Below are 20,067 nucleotides of genomic sequence, written 5' to 3' on the forward strand. Positions count from 1 at the left end.
CCAGCAAGCGACAGCGCGGTAGCCGAACAAGGTGTACAAAATGGGAGCGCCTGAAATATTGGTATGAAAGCAACGTCGAGAAAAACTTGACACATACTGGTAATTGAAATAACTAGACAAAAAATAAATAACCCTGTAATATCAATCAATAAGTGGTTTTTACTAAGCATTTTAATACTCCTCCTTTGACGCCAATCTACTAATTCTACTGAAATAATTAGTTCGACTTTGCGTATTGTACCCAATCCATCCTATTCTTCTTTATGAAATACTAGAACTTTTTTAGAGATGCTATTTCTCTTATTATGCTGACTGATAACCTCGTATAATAGAATATGCAACATTATTCGTAATTATTACGATTTACAAATCAATAATCATCCTGCTCTTCTATTTTTAAGTTAAACGAAAAACTTACAGCGTACCGACTCAATCAATATTGAGGCAACACCCCTGCAAATGACAGCTTACACTGGAGTTTTAAAAAAAATAACCACCTTAATCTTTTGAAAGGTGGTTATTTTTGTATTCTACGTACTAAAATTACGTTGTATTATGGTTCTTTTTTGCCTCGTTATTTATCATGTCAGGTACCTGCACATTAGACATTTCCATCCCCTTCTTAATTAAGTTCTTTATCCTTAATAAAAATAAACCGTAATCATTACTATTTACAAATCGTAATCATTACGGTATGATGTAAAAGTAAAATTCACTTTTTTGAAAAGGAAGGATGCGAGAAATGAAAATTTTTCAAGTTGTAACCCTGCTATTCATTGTGGGGATGATCACGATTGGCTGTACGCCATCCAATCAAGCTTCAACTAAATCTGATGACCCAGAATTGACTGTGTACACGACAGTTTATCCATTTCAATATGTGGTTGAACAGATTGGCGGAGATACAGTTTCAGCAAAGTCGGTATTTCCACCTGGTGCAGATGCGCATACATATGAACCTACCTCAAAAGAAATGACAGCTATTGCGAAAAGTGATGCATTCATTTACTTAGGTGCTGGTATGGAAGGTTTTGCTGAAGGTATTGCAGATGCGCTTGGGTCACAAGATGTAAAGTTAATTGAAATTGGTAAGCATGAAGATCTATTCCATGGCCATTCACATAAAGGGCATGATCATGAAAATAAGGATGAACACAATCATGGCGAAGAAGGAGATGATCATGGAAAAACAGACGTGCATGGCCACGAAGAAGGCAATAATCACGCCGATAAATCTATTGCCATCGAGGGACTGCAAGACCATTATCATACCGGGGATACGATTGAGTTAACTGCAAGTCCTAAGGAAGAATCTGGTCATAATCATTGGCATTGGTATATATTAAATCCTGATGCAAAAGATTGGGAAACCGTTTCGGATCAGTTAAGCAATACGTATAAAGGCGAGGCGGTTGCAGATAGTCAGCAAATCAAGGCGATTCTTTTTGATGAGGATCATAATGTTATTGCCGAGTCAGAGCCTGTAACCATTGCGATTAATGATCATCACGGTCACAATCATGAACACGATGAACACGGGGAAGAAGCCCACGACCATGGGAGTGAGGATCATGAGCATGGTCGTACTGAAAAACACGACCATAAATCGATTACCATTGAGGGATTGCGTGCTCATTACCATACTGGAGATACAATTGAACTAACGGCAGCCCATAGTAATGAATCTGGTCATAATCATTGGCATTGGTATACATTAAATCCTGATGCAAAAGATTGGGAAACCGTTTCAGGTCAGTTAAGCAATACCTATAAAGGAGAAACTGCTACTAACGGCCAGCAAATTAAAGCAGCACTTTTTGATGAAAATCATAATGTTATCGCTGAATCAGATCCGGTAACCATTGTGATTGATGATCATACAGGTGGTCACGATCCGCATATTTGGATCGATCCATTACGTATGATAGAAGTGTCCAAAATCATCAGGGATGAATTAATTGCATTAAACCCAGACGAGGAAGCCAGGTACAGCAAAAACTTTAAAGCGTTGAAAAAAGAACTAATCGCTTTGGATAAACGATACCAACAATTGCTGGAAACAAAGGAGAACAAACACATTATTGTACCACATGCTGCTTTCGGATATTGGGAAGAGCGCTATGGAGTGAAACAAATCGCAATAAGTGGTTTATCTACCAGCGAGGAACCGTCACAAAAAGAATTAAAGGAAGTAATTGAACAGGCAGAAAAATTTGATTTAGATTATATCTTATATGAACAGAACAGTCCAAACCGTCTCTCAGAGGTTATCCAGGAACAGATTGGTGCCGAAGCTTTAACCATTCACAACCTATCTGTACTAACGAAAGAGGATATTAAAAACAATAAAGATTATATTTCTTTAATGGATAAAAATCTCAAAATACTCGACCAAGTTACGAAATAGCACTAGTTTCTCTCCCCAAAGCCGAATCATGCTTTGGGGATGGTACTTATATTAGGAGGCATGGTAAATTTGTTGAGAGACAATAGAATCCCGGTTACGATTCTAACTGGCTTTCTCGGTTCAGGAAAAAAGACATTACTAAACAGGGTGCTTAACGATGACCCGAATATGTTACTTTTCAGTACAAATGATCGAAAATGGTTGCCCAAGGAAAAAGACGAAGCGAAATGGTTTTCATTGGAAAAGACTTGAACATCGAAGAATTGATAAAAGGCTTTCACTACTGTTTTCAGTAGTGAAAAATTTTATACATTAAAACGTAATGATTACGTTAGCTGACAGGCACTTATCCATCGTCAAATACGATAACCCAATACAGCCTCTCCACCGCCTCCATGATTTCACCCTCGTCAATATTAGCAAAACCAATAACAAGCTCAATCCTGCCATTTTCCTTATATTTATTTTTAAGCATGAAGCGCCGCATCGTATATAGTTCAAGCCTTCCCTCTTTAGCACAGGCTTCGATTTCATCATACGTTTTAACAGATTTGAATTGAGCTATAAAATGAAGACCTGCTGGTATATTCTCAATGCACACTTGATCATTAAATTTTTTACGCAACTGTTCGATTAATAGGTTTCGTTTCACCTCGTAATGATGATTCATTCGTTTAATATGTCTTGAATAAGCCCCGCTTTCAATAAAATAATGTAATGCGAAAAGAGCAAGTGAATTGCTGTATTGCATGAGATCCGGATAATGCTTACGGTACTTCCTTAGCAAGTCAGGAGGCAAGACCATATAGCTAATCCGGGTACCTGGTAACAACGTTTTTGAAAACGTACCAGTATAAATGACACGCTGATTACGGTCAAGACTCTGCAAGGAAGGAATACTGTTTGTTTCATACTTGAACTCACTATCATAATCATCTTCTATAATATATCTGTTTTCAGCGCCCGCTGCCCAGTTCAATAACTCTATCCGCCTTGTCACCGGGATAATTTTACCAGTCGGAAATTGATGTGATGGTGTAACAAATAAAAAATTTGCATTTGACGATTCTACTTTCTTGATATTGATGCCTTTATTATCCAGCTCTATCGGATTAACGGTAAATCCCATATCGTTCAATAATCGATAAAGGCGGGAATAACCAGGATCTTCAATAGCTATGATGCTTTTTTTATTTTGCATCTCCATCAATTGCTGGACTAGTAATTGTGTGCCGGCACCGATAATGATTTGTTCCGGTTCGCAAACTACTCCACGCGTTAAAGCAATCATTCGGCTAATGGCCTTTCTTGTCAGATAAGGGCCTTGAGGATGGCCAAGCTCAGCTAGTTCCCTTCTATGTTCATCTATTGCTCTGTTCTCGCATTTCATCCAATCCTTAAAAGGAAACAGGGAAATATCTGCTGACATATGTGATAAGGAGAGCCATCCTTCTTTACTATCGTTTCCTTCCTTTAGATCATTGGGCAATTTGCTCTGAACAGCCTTTTCCTGATTGGAAAAGACAGTGATGTTTTCAATAAAATATCCTTTACGCTCAACCGTATAAATATATCCCTCCGCAAGTAGTTGTTCGTAAGCGTTGGCAACTGTATTGACACCAACCTTTAATTCATCAGCCAATTGTCTTTTGGACGGCAGCTTTTCATTCGCCCGCAGTTTCCCTGCCAACACATTTTCCTTAACCCAATTATAAATTTGCTGATATTTGAAGTTCACGTTGCTATTGCTAGCTAAATTGAATACTTGCAAAAAATTCACCTCCATCTGGTTCCTATATCTTTCAACAACTGGTACTTTTCATTGTACCAGATTATTGTCATACTATTACCATATTTAAGTTAAAAAAATCTTAATCAAGCAAAGGAGGAAAAATAAAATGACAACAATACATCCAAGCAGTTCCGATTTACAAAGCAAACGGGAAAGGTTTATCCCAAGAGGGGTTAGTAACGGTAACCAGAACATTGCGCTAAAAGCAACTGGTGCAACGGTTACAGATATCGATGGGAATGAATGGATTGACTTTGCCGGAGCGATTGGTACTTTAAATGTAGGTCACAGCCATCCTAAAGTTACCGAAGCAGTCAAACAACAAGCAGAAAAGTTTTTACATCCCGGATTTAATGTGATGATGTATGAAGGCTACATTGAGCTTGCTGAAAAGTTATGCAGGATTACACCAGGCGATTTTGATAAACAAGCTCTATTACTAAATTCTGGAGCCGAGGCCGTTGAAAATGCGGTTAAAATTGCTCGGCGCTATACTAAAAGACAGGCGGTTGTCTCATTTACCCGCGGGTTCCATGGAAGAACAAACATGACAATGAGTATGACCAGTAAGGTAAAGCCATATAAATTTGGCTTCGGCCCGTTTGCACCGGAAGTGTACCAAGCTCCATATCCATACACTTACCATAGACCAGAAGGAATGACTGAAGAAGCCTATGTCGATCAGGTCATTGAAGATTTTAGGGATTTCTTTGTTACTACCGTTGCACCAGAAACGGTAGCTTGCGTGGTCATGGAACCAGTTCAAGGTGAAGGCGGCTTTGTTATTCCTCCGAAAAAATTCGTTCAAGCTGTCCATGAATTTTGCAAAGAACATGGTATCGTCTTTGTGGCCGATGAAATTCAAACAGGATTCGGGCGTACGGGTACATTATTTGCTATTGAACAATTTGATGTCATACCGGACCTCATAACGGTCTCCAAATCATTGGCTGCCGGCTTACCTTTGAGCGGTGTTGTTGGAAAAACAGAGATCATGAGTGCTGCAGCTCCCGGGGAATTAGGTGGAACATATGCAGGAAATCCGGTTGCATGCGCTGCTGCATTAGCTGTTATCGACATTATAAAAGCAGAAAATTTAAATCAAAAATCAGAAATGATCGGACAAAAAATCGAAGCAAAACTGCGTGAATTAGCTGAACAACACGAATTTGCAAGTGAAATCCGTCGACTTGGCTCCATGGTCGCTGTGGAAATCGTTGAGGATCGCCTAAACAAAGCTCCAGATAAGGAAAAAACAAACAGCATTATCAAATATGCTAACGAAAATGGTCTACTGCTACTTTCCGCTGGTATCAAAGGCAATGTTATCCGCTTCCTTGCACCACTCGTTATTACAGAGAAGGAACTGGACAAGGGGTTAAATATTCTGGAAAAGGCGTTTGCCGACGTTTCCCATTAATATCATGTTATTTCATTAGGGAATAAGGGAATATCAACAACTGTAAAGCATGCAGCATAACATTGGATGTATCTAATCTTAATTATCGAAAGGAGCTTTACCGATTATGGCAAGTTATTTTAATGTCACCAATCCTGCAACAGGAGAATTGATCCAGGAGGTTAAAATTAATACGGATGAGGAAGTCAAACAGGCTCTCAGGGACGGCCATGAAAGCTTTAAAAAATGGTCAAAAATAAATGCCCATGAACGATCCCGCCTAATTAAAAAATGGTCAGAAAAGGTAATCGAGAACAAAGATGAATTAGCAAAAATCATGACAGAAGAAAATGGAAAACCATTAAGTGAATCATTAGGTGAAGTCGATTATTCCGTTGCCTACCTTGATTGGTATGCAGAAGAAGCAAAACGAGTTTATGGACGAACGATCCCAGCTAACACTGAAGTAAAGCGAATTATTGTTACGAGAGAGCCAATCGGACTAGTTGCAGCCATCACCCCCTGGAATTTCCCAGCAGCGATGATGGCCAGAAAAGCAGCACCTGCCCTGGCTGCCGGATGTACGTTCATCGTCAAACCTGCATCCGAGACGCCATTGACAGGGATGAAGTTCATTGACCTGGCACATGAAGCGGGTATTCCGAAAGATGCCATCCAATACGTAAACGGACGGGGCAGTGTTATTGGTGATTTATTCACCAATAGTGATTATGTACGTAAAATCACATTTACCGGATCAACCCCTGTCGGTAAAAATCTCATCAAGAACAGTGCTGATACAGTCAAACATGTCACAATGGAATTAGGTGGCCATGCACCATTGATTGTAGCAGAGGATGCGGATCTTGATTATGCAGCTAAACAAACCGTCGGCACAAAATTTAGAAACGCGGGACAAACCTGTGTCTGTGCTAACCGGATACTTGTCCATGAAAATGTCGTGGATAAATTCACTGAGAAGTTTGTTGCTGAAGTAAGGAAACTCACCGTTGGAAATGGTCTAAACGATGGAATAGACGTTGGACCAATTATTAACGAAAAGGGTTATACTAAAATTGTTGACCAAATTAATAATGCAAAAGAAAAAGGTGCAGAAGTCGTGTTAGGAGATAAATATGATGCCGATCAAGAGAAAGGCTTTTTCTTTATTTATCCGACCGTCTTAAAAAATGTGACAACAGATATGACAATCATGCATGAAGAAACTTTCGGCCCAGTAGCACCCATCACAAGTTTCAAAACGATTGAAGAAGCTGTTGAACTGGCTAATAGCACACCATACGGACTTGCGGCTTATTTCTTTACAAACGATTACCGGACAGGCACTTACCTGCATGATCATCTGCAATTCGGTATCATCGGCTGGAATGATGGAGGGCCTTCAGCTGCCCATGCACCATTTGGCGGAATGAAAGAAAGCGGCCTTGGACGTGAAGGCGGAATTGAAGGTATTGAACCTTACTTAGAGACGAAGTATATGTCTGTTGGAGGATTGTAAATTTTAAAGTTGAAAAAATATGATTAGGAAGCCAGCCCTAATGTAACGTATCCTTTTGGAAGAAATTCTTAATTCGGGGCTGGTTTTTTTTGACTTTTTGAACGTCTCTAGTTTTTCAATCAGTAAAGACCAAATCCCCTACAGGTTGACGACATATTGTATTTGGGCTTTCTTTTACCTATGCTTCATCAAGTAATGGATGCTAACCATTTTTAACAATCTTGCAGTGTTCTTTCTATCTAAGTAAGATTCTATCAGAGGTAAGCGCTATGTATATTCTGTAACGCTTAGCTGCCAATTTTATTCTTTCATCACTAATATTGGGGATTTGCAACTACTTTTTATTTCTATTTGTCTTCACTCCTATACAACACTTTTTTGATTTATAACTTCGAACTCATTAGTCATCTATTTTTATGGCGGCCTGCCTAAAGTACCATAATAAATTTTTAAAAAGTAAACAAAGAACATGATAACTCCATCCACTTTATACTATGATAGAGAAAAGACTCACAATGAAAGAAGAAGGGGTGGATGATAGGTGAAATATGCTATTTATCAAATGGAAATTATTGCAGGGAACCCTGAAGCGAACCGACAAAATGTAAAGCAGTGGATTGAGAACGTTGTGCAAGAAGAACAGCCTGATACAGTACTCTTGCCTGAGATGTGGAATACAGGCTATGCACTAGGAGAACTAGCAAATACGGCTGATCGGGACGGGGAACCAACAGCCTCTTTCCTAAGCAGCCTTGCCAAAACCCATAACATTAATATCGTTGGCGGATCAATCGGCAATCAAAAAGCGGACAAATTTTATAATACTAGTCTTGTATTTGATCGTAACGGAGAGCTCGTCTACCAGTATGATAAGATTCATCTTGTACCAATGCTCAATGAACATCAGTATTTAACTGGCGGGCAAAAAAAAGTACATACATTTGTACTGGATCATGTTAAAATGGGACTCATTATCTGTTATGATCTGCGCTTCCCGGAACTTTCCAGACAGCTGGCATTGGACGGTGCGCAAGTTATGCATATTGTAGCAGAGTGGCCGGCCGCTCGAAAAGACCATTGGAAAGCACTGCAGCTTGCCAGGGCAATAGAAAACCAATTTTTCGTGGTCTCCAGTAATGCTGTTGGTACGTATAACGGTACAGAATATGCTGGAGAATCCATGATTATTGATCCCTGGGGAACACAACTTAAAACGGGAAGTGCAAAAAATACGGGGACAATCACGACGACATTGGACTTGTCCATTGTTTCAAAAATCAGAAGAGATGTGCCTGTGTTTGCAAGCAGGGTTCCGGAAATGTACGAATAGGACTTTACTGATCGGATAAGGAGGTTTATGGTAATGAATCGAACTGCAAAAGATATCATCCTGATTATAATCGGCTCTCTTATTTTTGCGCTGGGAATTAACTACTTTGCCATCCCCAACCGCTTATCCGAAGGCGGAGTGACCGGTATTACAATTGTAACGTACTATTTGTTCGAATGGTCACCAGGAATTGTTAATTTCATCCTCAATAGCTTACTAGTCACAATTGGCTACCGCTTTTTCAGCAAACGAATTATCTGGTATACAATCGTTTCCATTATTTTTTCCTCCATCTTTCTGCATGTAACGGTTGATATTGGGAAGGAAATTAATAGTGATACATTACTTGCAGCCCTGTTCGCCGGATTAACCGTCGGGATCGGACTTGGCATGATTTTCCGCGCTGGTGGTACATCTGGTGGATCAGCAATCCTTGCTCGCCTGGCAAACCAATTACTCGGCTGGAGTGTCGGCAAAGGAATGCTGGTAATTGATATTCTTGTGATTGCAGGCTCGGCCTTTATTATCGGTCAGGAAAAAGCCATGTACACATTAGTATCCGTATATGTAGGGGCAAAAGTGATTGATGTCATTGTGGAAGGTACTAACGAACGATCAGCGGTCCTGATCATTTCCAGTGAACCGGATGAAGTACTTGATCAGGTAACGAATAAAATGGCTCGCGGGATCACTGTCTTGGAAGGAAAAGGTGGTTATACAAAAGCAGACAGAGAGGTACTGTATCTTGTTATTAACAAGCAGGAAATTGTTCATTTAAAAAAAATTATAGAGGCTATCGATCCAGATGCCTACGTTACTGTTCATGGTGTACAGGAAATTTTTCGCAAAGGGTATAAAGGTACATTGGCGAAGGGATAAGTTGTTGAAAGAAAGTAAACCCGGGAGACAATTAAGGGCTTATTGCCTCCCTTTTTTAGCGAATCGTTCCACATCTTCTTTATTTATAAGTCGTCGTTTTTTATCCGCTACATCAATAGACGAATAAGCAGGTGAAAAAGTTTCGTTTTCCCTGGAAATAATAGGTAGATGAAAAAAGGTATCGGAGGCTATCCGATACCTTTCTTAAGCAAAAATATTTCAGCGGCTGCTGTTCCTTATAACTAGCTCAGTCGCCAATGTTACCTGTTTGGCAACAGTCCTCCCGTAAAAAATACGATCTTCCAATAACGACACCGCTGTCTCTCCCATTAATTCAGTAGGAACCCTTACTGTACTTAGTGATGGGGAAACATACTTGGCTACACTAGCGTCATTAAAACCGATAATTTCAACCCTATTAGGTACGTCAATGCGATGGTCGCTTAATGCACGAAGCGCACCAATTGCAATGGAGTCATTTGCACAAAAAAAGGCAGAAGGCAAATCATCCTTTAAGGTCCGAATTGCATTTTCCATCATTTGATAACCAGAATCTACAGAAAACGGTCCCTTGAAGCAATATTTTTCTTTGAATAATTGCTTTTCCTTCATGTATCGCCGGAAGCTTTCATATCTTGGATCCGCAAGCATCTCCGTTGAATCTGTAAATTTTTCCTCACCAGCCAACATGCCGATTTTCGTATGCTTCCGGCTAATAAAATGGGCTAAGGCACTTACCGTTGCCAGATGAAAATCCCCGACAACGGAATCATACATAGGAAAGGCATAACGATTATCAACAAAACAGACAGCTGGACACCATTGCTGCAGTTGTTTCATTTGTGATTCTGAATATTTTCCGATCGCAATAATTCCGTCAATCTTTTTAATGATCTTTTGGTCAGCATGCTGAAATAACCGGATAAACTCATATTGTTTGTTTTCTATTTGCTTTTCAGCACCTGCACGGATTGCGTAGTAGTACATATCATTTAATTCTTCCTGTTCAGTGTACCACTGAACGATCGCTATTCGCAGTTGCTTCTTTACCCTTTTCATCAAATGTTTTTGATAATTCAACTCTTCTGCGGCATGAAAAATCCGCCTTTTCGTTTCTTCGCCAACAGACAGTGTCGGGTCATCATTAAGCACCCGTGACACGGTAGCAATTGATAAATTTACCTTTTTTGCTATATCCTTTATAGTTGCCATCTACTCAGCTCCGATTCTTTCTGCTAATCTGGAAACCGCAATTATTCCTTCACCCCTTTTGCAGAAGTACGGCGTCGTAATTCTGCTTCAATTTCCTCAAGGCTCCGCCCGCGAGTTTCCGGCAAAAATTTGATTACAAAAATAAGTGCTGCGATACCGATAACAGCAAAAACAAGAAATACTTGCCCAATTCCCATTACATCTGACATCATTGGGAAAAATTGTGCAACTAAAAGGCTTCCAATGGAAAGGGCAAGCGCAGCAATTCCGGTTGCAGCACCACGGGCGCGCATTGGAAATAGTTCTGGAAGCATCACCCACAAAATTGGTCCCCATGTAAATGCAAAGAAAATAATGAATAATGTCAGGCAGGCAACAATAATCCATGCTCCAAAGCTTGACTCAAGCCCGATCGTCCAAATTAAGACAGCCATGATAATTAATGAAGCTACCATACCAGCATTTCCGATAATAAGCAATTTCTTTCGATCAATTTTGTCAATAATCATAATCGCAAAAATCGTAATGATCACATTCACGGTCCCAATTCCAACCGTTCCTAAAATGGCTGTTGCATCACCAAGGCCAGCTTCACTAAAAATGGTTGGCGCATAATAAATAATCGCGTTGATCCCAATAATCTGCTGAAATAGTGCAAAACAGCAGCCAATAATAAGAGTGGGTCGTAGCCAGGAGGATGATAACACCTTCCAGGTACTATCAGATAGACGATTGATTTCTTTCATTTCGTCAATTTCCGGATCGATTTGTTCCGGTTTTCGTGTTAATTTCATTACTGCCCGTGCTGCTGCTTCACTATGATGTTCAAGCAGCCATCTTGGACTCTCTGGCATAAACAAAACACCAATCATCAGGATTAACGATGGAACAACCGCCAACCCTACCATCCAGCGCCAGCCCTCGATTGGAGCAAACGCGTAATTCACTAAATAAGATGACAGAATACCAATCGTAATCATTAACTGGTTTAATGAACTTAATGAACCACGCTGCTCTGTCGGTGCCATTTCTGATAAATAAACAGGGACGATCGCTGTTGATCCACCAACCGCTAATCCAATTATTAACCGGCCGATAACAAGCACGGTCATATTGGGTGCCGCCGCGAGTGCAAGAGCACCAAGAATGAAAACAATGGAAATCATAAAGACCAATCTGCGCCGGCCAAAGCGATCAGACAACGGACCACTGAAACCGGAACCAAAAATCGCCCCGATTAGCATGGAACTAACGACCAGTCCTTCCGTGAAACTAGTTAATAGGATGTCATCCTTTATAAAAAGAAGTGCACCAGAAATAACTCCCATATCATACCCGTACAAAAGCCCTCCTAAAGCGCCAAGGAAAAAAATCATTTTTTTACTAATTATTTTACTCTTCATCTTCTGTCAAACCTTTCTAAGCTGTAGTATAATTTTGAGTATACGCTTTCACCTTTTTGTTGTAAAGTCCTTTATTTTAATGGTAAAAAACAAAGAAGAAATGGAATGACATATATTTTAACTAAAATAATGCATGTATTTTACTAATAAAACAATAAATATTTATTGTGAAAAAACCGCTTTCATAGTAAACTAATTATAGTTAAAACTTTATTAATGTTGTAGGGGGAATGATGATGAAGGATTTACTTCAGCAATACCAGAAAATATTCAAAACAACTGAAAAACCTGTCCAATTCTTTGCACCCGGGAGAATTAACCTGATTGGGGAACATACCGATTACAATGGTGGGCATGTATTCCCTGCTTCAATTTCTTTTGGCACATATGCAGTGGGACGGAAACGTAATGATCAGAAATTCCGGTTTTATTCAGTAAATTTCCCGGAAAGTGGAATGATCCATTGCGATCTTGCGGATTTGACCTATTGTGTTCAGGATGACTGGGCCAATTATCCAAAGGGAATGATCCACCTCATTCGCGAATCAGGCTTTCCCATTACCAATGGTGCTGATATACTTTTTTATGGGGATATTCCGAATGGTGCCGGCCTATCATCCTCGGCGTCAATCGAAATGGTAACAGGGGTTTTGCTGGAAGGCTTATTCAACCTGGAAATAGACCGTATGCAAATGATAAAGTTAGGACAAAAAGTAGAAAATGAGTATATCGGGGTAAACAGCGGAATTATGGATCAGTTTGCGATTGGTATGGGTAAACAAGATCATGCCATTCTATTAAATTGTCAAACATTGGAATATGAATATGCTCCGATTTCACTTGATAACTATTGTATTATGATTATCAATACTAATAAACAACGGACACTTGCCGGATCCAAGTATAATGAACGACGCCAGCAATGTGAACAGGCACTGAAGGACTTACAGACAGAACTTTCCATTACCAGTCTTGGAGAATTGTCGAACGAACAATTTTTGGAGCAACAGCAGCTGATTAAAGATGATACGAACCGCAAGCGGGCCAAACACGCCGTTTCCGAAAATGTTCGTACCGTTGAAGCTTTAAAGAAACTACAAGCAGGTGACTTAGACGGTTTTGGAAAACTAATGAATGATTCCCATCATTCACTAAAGTATGATTATGAGGTGACCGGGAAAGAACTTGATTGTCTTGTGCAGGCAGCCTGCGAACAAGAAGGGGTAATTGGTGCCCGTATGACTGGTGCCGGATTCGGCGGCTGTGCGATTGCTATCGTTGAAAAAGATAAACAAGCAAGCTTTAAGCAAAACGTAAATCGCAAATACCGCGAAATGATCGGTTACGATGCAACGTTCTACACCGCGGCAATCAGTGACGGTGCCAAGCAAATCAGGGAAGGAGTACATTAACATGAGTATATTAGTACCAGGCGGGGCGGGCTATATCGGCTCCCATGCTGTTTATCAATTGATCGATCGGGGCGAGGATGTTGTCGTGGTGGACAGCTTGGAGACTGGACACAAAGCGGCAATTCATCCAAAGGCCGCATTTTATCAAGGGGATATCCGGAACATCGATTTTTTGCGTGACGTATTTCAAAAAGAGTCCATCGAGGCCGTTGTCCATTTTGCCGCAAATTCCCTTGTTGGCGAATCAATGGAAAAACCGCTGAAATATTTTGATAACAACGTTTACGGGACACAGGTGCTGCTGAAGGTGATGACGGAATTCGATGTAAAACATATCGTTTTCTCTTCTACTGCCGCTACCTATGGTGAACCGGAATCTGTTCCGATTACCGAAACAATGCCAACCAATCCGGCTAATGCGTACGGCGAAACAAAGCTGACAATGGAAAAAATTATGAAATGGACTGAACAAGCGCACGATATCCGTTATGTATCATTAAGGTATTTCAACGTTGCTGGTGCACGTGAATCTGGAGAAATTGGGGAAGATCATCGTCCGGAAACCCATCTCGTTCCGATTATTTTGCAAGCGGCACTTGGTCAGCGGCCACATATTACGGTCTTTGGTGAGGATTATGATACACCGGATGGTACCTGTATCCGCGACTATATTCACGTTGAGGATCTGATTGAGGCTCATCTTTTGGCGCTGGATTATTTAAAAAACGGTGGTAAAAGCGACGTTTTCAATCTTGGCAGCAGTCAAGGATTTTCCGTAAAAGAAATGATTGAAACGGCACGCACAGTAACAGGCAAAGAAATTCCCGCAGAATCTGGCGAACGTCGTGCAGGTGATCCAAGCGTCTTGATTGCAAGCTCAGATAAAGCAAAAAATGTCCTTGGCTGGAATCCTGCCCGGACATCGATTAAAAAGATTATGCAAGATGCCTGGAATTGGCATGAATCCCATCCGAACGGCTATAGGGAGGAGTAAACCAATGATGATTTATCACGATTTGGCTGGACTGATCCAACGCGCAATCCGTGAAAAGTTAATCGAAAAAGCGGATCATATCTATGTTCGCAACCAGGTAATGCATTTGCTTAGCTTGGAATCATTTCCTGAACATGTTGATAATCCGACGAATGGTACGATTCCCGATCTACTGGAGAAATTGGTCAGCTATGCAATCGATCATAACGTAATTGCGGATGTATTTGACGAGAAGGAAATGCTTGCTGCCAACATTATGAACTGCTTTGTCGCCCGCCCTTCTGTTGTTAATGCTGTCTTTCAGGAGAAATATCAGCATTCACCAGAGGAAGCAACAGATTATTTTTACAAATTGAGCAGGAACAGTAATTATATTCAAACGAACCGGATCAAGAAAAATATTCATTTTAAAGCAGAAACAACATATGGTGTAATGGATATTACGATCAATTTATCCAAACCGGAGAAAGACCCGGAACAAATTAAACGGGAACGCGAAATGAAACAGACCGTTCACTATCCAAAGTGTGTATTATGCGTGGAGAACGTAGGGTATACTGGTCGGACTGGATATCCGGCACGCGCTAACCACCGAGTTATTCAAGTACCGCTTTTAGAAGAAAACTGGTACTTGCAATATTCGCCATATGTATATTACAACGAACACTGTATTTTACTTGCAGAAGAACATCGGAATATGAAAATAGATAAGGACGCCTTTGGACGGCTGCTTCTGTTCACGGAAAAATTCCCGCACTATTTTATCGGATCCAATGCCGATTTACCGATCGTTGGCGGTTCTATTTTAAGTCATGACCATTATCAAGGAGGACGTTACGAATTTGCCATGACAAAGGCTCGTGATGCCTTTACTTTTGTACTAAAGCCGTTCGATCATGTTCAGGCCTCCGTCCTAAATTGGCCTTTATCTGTGATCAGGCTTAAAAGTAAAGATAGGGAACATTTGTTAAGTGCAGCCGACCATATCCTTACGACGTGGCGCAATTACACAGATAAAGCTGCAGACGTGTTAGCTTATTCCGGAGCAACTCCACATAATACGATTACACCAATCGCCAGAATCCGGGATGGTAAACACGAACTTGATCTAGTTTTGCGAAATAACCGAACGTCTAGTGAGCATCCGCTGGGGATTTTTCATCCGCATGCCGATGTCCAGCACATCAAAAAGGAAAATATTGGTCTTATTGAAGTGATGGGGCTTGCCGTACTGCCAGCAAGACTTAAGGATGAACTTGCTGAAATCAAGCAATTTTTACTTGATGAAGCAAGCAATGTTGCGGAATACCACCTTGATTGGGCAAACGAACTCAAAACGAAGTATGGTGTAATTGGTGATCCGAAAAAGGCAGAACAGATTTTACAGGATGAATTAGCACAGAAATTTTCCCGGGTCCTCGAGGATGCCGGTGTATTCAAAGATAGGCAAGCGATCGAGCGATTTATAACGACATTGAATAAGCAGGTGGTAGATAGATGAATATTTCTAAGCAGCCCATTCGGGATAAATGGACCGAGTATACACTTGAAAACGATCATGGAATGAGTGTCAGTATCCTTAATTACGGTGGGATTATTACAAAAATAATGGCCCCCGACAGAGCCGGTAACATTGAAAACGTTGTACTAGGTTATCGAGATTACGCTGATTACGAGGCTAACCCCAATTTTTTCGGCGCAATCATCGGTCGTGTTGCAGGCAGAATTCAGGGCGCCTCATTCGAATTGGACGATGATACCTATAACTTGGAAAAAAATGAAGGTGACCACCACCTGCATGGCGGTTCTAATGGATTCCATTCCGTTATCTGGAAAGTGGAACCTTTTCAGAACAATGGTGCAGTTGGGTTAAAACTCAGCCACACCAGTCGGGATAGTGATAGCAATTATCCAGGTAATGTAGATGTCTCGGTTACCTACACACTGTTGTCGAATAATGACCTTATACTTGATTATGAGGCGAGCACAGATGAAACGACACCGCTCACTCTAACGAATCATTCCTATTTTAATTTGAACGGTGACCTTAAAGCGACCGTGGATCAGCATCATGTCACCTTTGATAGCGACAAAATAATCGAGCTTGACGATGAACTGATTCCAACCGGAAACGGATTGAAAACTGCCGGAACGACTTTTGATTTCCGTAAAGGACGTTTGCTAGGTGATGGTTTTCATGATCAATTAAAGCAACATGCCATTGCCGGCTCTGGTTATGATCATTATTTTCTGTTTGCAGATAAAGGAAAAGTGGTCGTACGTGAACAACAATCAGGACGTATGATGACTGTCAAAACCAATCAGCCTGGTATGGTCATGTATACAGGGAACGGACTGGATGACCAGTCGCAATTAAGAGAAGGAGTGTCTGCGAAGCATTTGGGTGTATGCTTTGAAACCCAAGGCACACCTGCATCACTTAAACACGATTTTCCGAGTATTATGTTACAACAGGGAGAAATGTATAAGAAACGCACGGTATTTTCGTTTGATGTTTTTACGTAAAAACTTGGGGTTCGGTTATTTTATTTGTTCCTTTATAACAGGGACTAAAATGATGCTTGAAGATCTATCCTTATTCACATGCTGCTCTATCATTTCACCTAGATTGCGGATATTTTTTATACGAATGCCATGGTCATAAAGCACAGCAGGATCAAGCTTGAGATTATCTGGCCAGGCAATCGTTCCAGCTATATGATCGATATAAACATCGTTGAATATAGCTGGATTTTTTAAGTTTTCCATTACCCCAACCATAAACGGCTGTATATTCACAAAACGTTTTTCTCCATTAGCAAAATTACATAACAACCAGCCACTTCGCGATGAAATAGGTTTTACTTTTACTATTTTGCACACAGTGAAATCCCCTCTGACTGAATTTAACCTGAGCGTAAACTCCAAATTTGAAAAAGTCAAAACGGTAAATATTATTTTCGGGAATAGAAATAAAGGTTTTGCAGGAGATTTTGTAAGCAAAGTTGGTAAATCCATGAGAGAACTTTAATTTTACCGAAAAATTTCGGACACAAAGTTAAAATTGACTTTTCTGTTTTAGCTGGGAAAACGCGGCCTATTGTTGGTTTAAACAGATTCCTGGTTTGCTTATGAGGGGGTTCAGCAACTTTCTGGCTTAGTTCAGCACATTCCAGAGAATCTTCAGCACTTTTAGCCCTTATTCAGCAGACTTTTTGGCCATGTTCAGCAACTTTCAAACATTCTTCAGCATCTTTTTTTCTTAACCTAAAAAACTATTAAAAATACTAAATTTAATTTTCCGCTTGTTTTTTATCCTCAAATTCATTAATAGAACTGTCAATCTGCCATTTTAATAGAAATAGCAATGCTAAATTGTTTTTTTATAGCGATTTCCAACATTTTTAACTGTTTGTTGTTACAGTTTGTCCATGGTATATTTTAAGTATGAGAAATTTGTAATGAAGGGAGTGAAAACTAATGGAAGAACAGTTATTGCAACAACTGGTTGATGAAGTTAGGGAAATAAAGTCTACTATGGTCGTAAAAAGTGATTTAGAAAACGTAGCCATGAAAAGCGACTTGGAAAATGTTGCTATGAAAAGTGATCTGGATGACATGGCCACAAAAAGCGATATCAATCAATTACTGGAAAAAATTAATGAAAATTCCAGGAAAATCGATCGAAACTTCGATCAAATTGTTCGCAATACGGAAAAGCTAGATGTACATTCTGGCAAAATCGACCGCAATTTTAATCAAATCGTTCTTAATACGGAAAAAATTAATGTTCTGGACAAAAGATACCATCGTCATGCTTAATGCAATTCTTTTCGCCATTCCACAATGAACCGCTATAGATTTTTTAATGGCAAACAAAAGTGTCCAGGGAACCTTGGACACTTTTATTAACTAACTACCTATAATGCACAATAGTCAATCGTTTTTGTTTTCCGCATCATTTATATGCCGATCAATCTTTTTCTTCTCCTCCCTCCACCATAGCGCATCATCGGTGTTTTCCAATATTTCCTCGATCTCCTCTTTTTCCTGAACAGCTGGTGGTGATCCACGAAGCGGCTTGCCTGAAGTGTTTTTAAGGAAAAGGGTAACAACGACAATCCCGATTATGGATGCGAAAATAACGTAATATGCCGGAGCCAATTGACTTGCTGTTACATCAACCAGCCATGCCACCAGTAACGGTGCAGTTCCACCAAATAGCGAAGTGGAAATATTATACGTAATCGCCAACCCTCCATACCTTACATTTGTGAAGAAGAGTGAAGGCAATTGCGATGGCATTGTTCCCAGTAAAGCGGCTAGCAATGTTGCCAAAATTAATAATCCGGCAAAAACAAGCCAGTTATTCCCACTGTTAATCAGCATGAATGATGGTATGGCAAGCACAATTATACCAATCAGACTACTTTGAATAATTCGCTTGTTGCCAATCCGGTCACCGAAATGGCCCATTAATAAAACGAATGGAATCATGATAAACATGACGATCAGAATCAAGAGCAGCCCTTTCGTCTCCCCGTATCCAAGAACAGCGGTTAAATGGGAAGGCATGTAGGTTAGAACGGTATAATCAATCACATTATAAAAAAAGACCAATGTCAAGCCGATTAAAAGTGGACGCCGGTGATGAATGAGGATATCCTTCATCGAGACATGCTTTGATTCGCCTGTTTTTTCTGCTTTCTCTTTTTCTTCTTCCATTTTCTCAAATGCTGGCGTTTCTTCAAGGTGTGTACGTAAATACAGACCAATGAATCCGATCGGTGCCGCAATTAGGAACGGAATCCGCCATCCCCAATCAAGCATAGTCTCCGAACCCAAAATAAATGTTAGCAATGTAACAATCCCGGATCCGCCAATGTAACCAACTAATGTCCCAACTTCCAATCCACTGGCCATGACACCTCGACGTTTATCTGGTGCAGACTCCGCGATAAAGGTCATCGCCCCCGAATACTCACCGCCCGTTGAGAATCCTTGAACTAATCGCGCTATCAATAATAGTATCGGTGCAGTTATACCAATTGTGGCATACCCAGGTATCAAGCCAATACTAAGGGTAGCTAGTGCCATGATAATTAATGTAATAGCCAAAATTTTCTTCCGGCCCAGCCGGTCGCCCAGCATACCGAAGAACATACCGCCAATCGGCCGGACAAGAAATGCTACCGCAAACGTTGCAAAACTAAATACCAGCTGCGTCGGACCAGCCATTTCCGGGAAAAACACCTTCCCAATGGTTGCCGCTAAATAGGAATAAATGCCAAAGTCAAACCATTCCATGGCATTCCCCATCGCCGTTGCGACAACAGCCTTTTTCGCAACATCTGTATCAACTACGGTAATATCATCTTTATGTAATTGATGCTTTTTTCTTTTTTTCAGAGATAGCTTAGATCGCCTTTTTCCATCTTTGTCCTGGTCCATCATACTCCTCCTTGTTGATTTTGCAACATTATCTCATTTTCAATGTTCCCTATTCTGCGGTTTTCTATTTTGGAAAAGTTACAATTACGTAAATCCCGCCTTACCATAAATCGGAAATGACTCATGGTTTTGGAGCGTAATCACGGTGGGAGCTAAAGAATATGCGCTTGAGCCCAGAATTGCGTGCTCAGACCTTAAGATTGCACGCTGAGTTCCTATTCATATTACATTCCCCTTTTAGCATTGATACGAAAATGTAATACCCGGTT

General features: G+C 40.4%; 16 protein-coding genes and 1 pseudogene. 12 read left to right on the forward strand and 5 right to left on the reverse strand.

Features of this window, described 5'->3' with window-relative positions; translation table 11 throughout:
• The first annotated feature begins 742 nt into the window (after positions 1–742).
• The 3 genes and pseudogenes from IEX12_RS13675 (at position 743) to IEX12_RS23870 (ending at position 2,703) form a co-directional block, all read left to right on the forward strand.
• The gene (locus tag IEX12_RS13675) at positions 743–2,407 is read left to right on the forward strand and encodes a metal ABC transporter solute-binding protein, Zn/Mn family (protein ID WP_159457842.1); all 1,665 of its coding nucleotides are present in this window, start codon (positions 743–745) and stop codon (positions 2,405–2,407) included.
• 60 nt (positions 2,408–2,467) lie between these two features.
• A pseudogene (locus tag IEX12_RS13680) lies at positions 2,468–2,569 on the forward strand (GTP-binding protein); the annotation flags it as partial.
• 65 nt (positions 2,570–2,634) lie between these two features.
• The gene (locus IEX12_RS23870) at positions 2,635–2,703 is read left to right on the forward strand and encodes a hypothetical protein (protein ID WP_371871321.1); all 69 of its coding nucleotides are present in this window, start codon (positions 2,635–2,637) and stop codon (positions 2,701–2,703) included.
• Between the two features lie 50 nt (positions 2,704–2,753).
• On the opposite strand, the gene gabR is transcribed toward IEX12_RS23870, so the two are convergent.
• Positions 2,754–4,178 (reverse strand): MocR-like transcriptional regulator GabR, encoded by a 1,425-nt coding sequence (gene gabR, locus IEX12_RS13690; protein ID WP_286171154.1) that lies wholly within the window; start codon positions 4,176–4,178, stop codon positions 2,754–2,756.
• Positions 4,179–4,305: 127 nt separating this feature from the next.
• Here gabR and gabT point away from each other — a divergent pair, with 127 nt between their 5' ends.
• The 4 genes from gabT to IEX12_RS13710 all read left to right on the forward strand — a co-directional run bounded on the left by gabT (position 4,306) and on the right by IEX12_RS13710 (position 9,326).
• Positions 4,306–5,619 (forward strand): 4-aminobutyrate--2-oxoglutarate transaminase, encoded by a 1,314-nt coding sequence (gene gabT / locus IEX12_RS13695; RefSeq protein ID WP_102414815.1) that lies wholly within the window; start codon positions 4,306–4,308, stop codon positions 5,617–5,619.
• A gap of 106 nt (positions 5,620–5,725) precedes the next feature.
• Positions 5,726–7,117: an NAD-dependent succinate-semialdehyde dehydrogenase gene (locus IEX12_RS13700; RefSeq protein WP_102414814.1), complete on the forward strand. Its 1,392-nt coding sequence runs from the start codon at positions 5,726–5,728 to the stop codon at positions 7,115–7,117.
• A 541-nt stretch (positions 7,118–7,658) separates the two neighbouring features.
• Entirely contained in the window at positions 7,659–8,447 is a 789-nt protein-coding gene (locus tag IEX12_RS13705) for a carbon-nitrogen family hydrolase (RefSeq protein ID WP_102414813.1), read from the forward strand.
• A gap of 27 nt (positions 8,448–8,474) precedes the next feature.
• The gene (locus IEX12_RS13710) at positions 8,475–9,326 is read left to right on the forward strand and encodes a YitT family protein (protein WP_250889680.1); all 852 of its coding nucleotides are present in this window, start codon (positions 8,475–8,477) and stop codon (positions 9,324–9,326) included.
• A 219-nt stretch (positions 9,327–9,545) separates the two neighbouring features.
• On the opposite strand, the gene IEX12_RS13715 is transcribed toward IEX12_RS13710, so the two are convergent.
• A complete protein-coding gene (locus IEX12_RS13715; RefSeq protein WP_088052786.1) occupies positions 9,546–10,538 on the reverse strand; it encodes a LacI family DNA-binding transcriptional regulator in 993 nt (330 codons plus the stop codon).
• 41 nt (positions 10,539–10,579) lie between these two features.
• Complete coding sequence (gene glcP / locus IEX12_RS13720; RefSeq protein ID WP_102414811.1) at positions 10,580–11,941, reverse strand: glucose transporter GlcP; 1,362 nt, start codon at positions 11,939–11,941, stop codon at positions 10,580–10,582.
• Between the two features lie 230 nt (positions 11,942–12,171).
• Here glcP and IEX12_RS13725 point away from each other — a divergent pair, with 230 nt between their 5' ends.
• Genes IEX12_RS13725 through IEX12_RS13740 form a run of 4 tightly spaced genes read left to right on the forward strand, consistent with a single transcriptional unit; the run spans position 12,172 to position 16,873 of the window.
• The gene (locus tag IEX12_RS13725) at positions 12,172–13,353 is read left to right on the forward strand and encodes a galactokinase (protein ID WP_102414810.1); all 1,182 of its coding nucleotides are present in this window, start codon (positions 12,172–12,174) and stop codon (positions 13,351–13,353) included.
• 1 nt (position 13,354) lies between these two features.
• Positions 13,355–14,347, forward strand: a complete 993-nt coding sequence (galE, locus tag IEX12_RS13730; protein ID WP_102414809.1) for a UDP-glucose 4-epimerase GalE — start codon at positions 13,355–13,357, stop codon at positions 14,345–14,347.
• A 7-nt stretch (positions 14,348–14,354) separates the two neighbouring features.
• On the forward strand, positions 14,355–15,848 hold the full coding sequence (gene galT, locus IEX12_RS13735) for a UDP-glucose--hexose-1-phosphate uridylyltransferase (protein WP_102416301.1): 1,494 nt from the start codon (positions 14,355–14,357) through the stop codon (positions 15,846–15,848).
• Positions 15,845–16,873, forward strand: coding sequence for an aldose epimerase family protein (locus IEX12_RS13740; RefSeq protein ID WP_088052782.1), 1,029 nt, complete (start codon positions 15,845–15,847; stop codon positions 16,871–16,873). The genes galT and IEX12_RS13740 overlap by 4 nt, the downstream gene beginning before the upstream one ends.
• Positions 16,874–16,888: 15 nt before the next feature.
• Here the strand turns inward: IEX12_RS13740 and IEX12_RS13745 are convergent, their stop codons facing one another.
• Complete coding sequence (locus IEX12_RS13745; RefSeq protein ID WP_088052781.1) at positions 16,889–17,365, reverse strand: DUF2442 domain-containing protein; 477 nt, start codon at positions 17,363–17,365, stop codon at positions 16,889–16,891.
• Positions 17,366–17,827: 462 nt separating this feature from the next.
• Between IEX12_RS13745 and IEX12_RS13750 the strand changes: the two genes are divergently transcribed.
• On the forward strand, positions 17,828–18,169 hold the full coding sequence (locus tag IEX12_RS13750; RefSeq protein WP_088052780.1) for a hypothetical protein: 342 nt from the start codon (positions 17,828–17,830) through the stop codon (positions 18,167–18,169).
• A 114-nt stretch (positions 18,170–18,283) separates the two neighbouring features.
• Here the strand turns inward: IEX12_RS13750 and proP are convergent, their stop codons facing one another.
• Entirely contained in the window at positions 18,284–19,798 is a 1,515-nt protein-coding gene (gene proP, locus IEX12_RS13755; protein ID WP_102414808.1) for a glycine betaine/L-proline transporter ProP, read from the reverse strand.
• Positions 19,799–20,067: the final 269 nt, after the last annotated feature.

This window comes from Lentibacillus populi (genome assembly GCA_014642895.1).
Classification (GTDB): domain Bacteria; phylum Bacillota; class Bacilli; order Bacillales; family Amphibacillaceae; genus Lentibacillus_C; species Lentibacillus_C populi.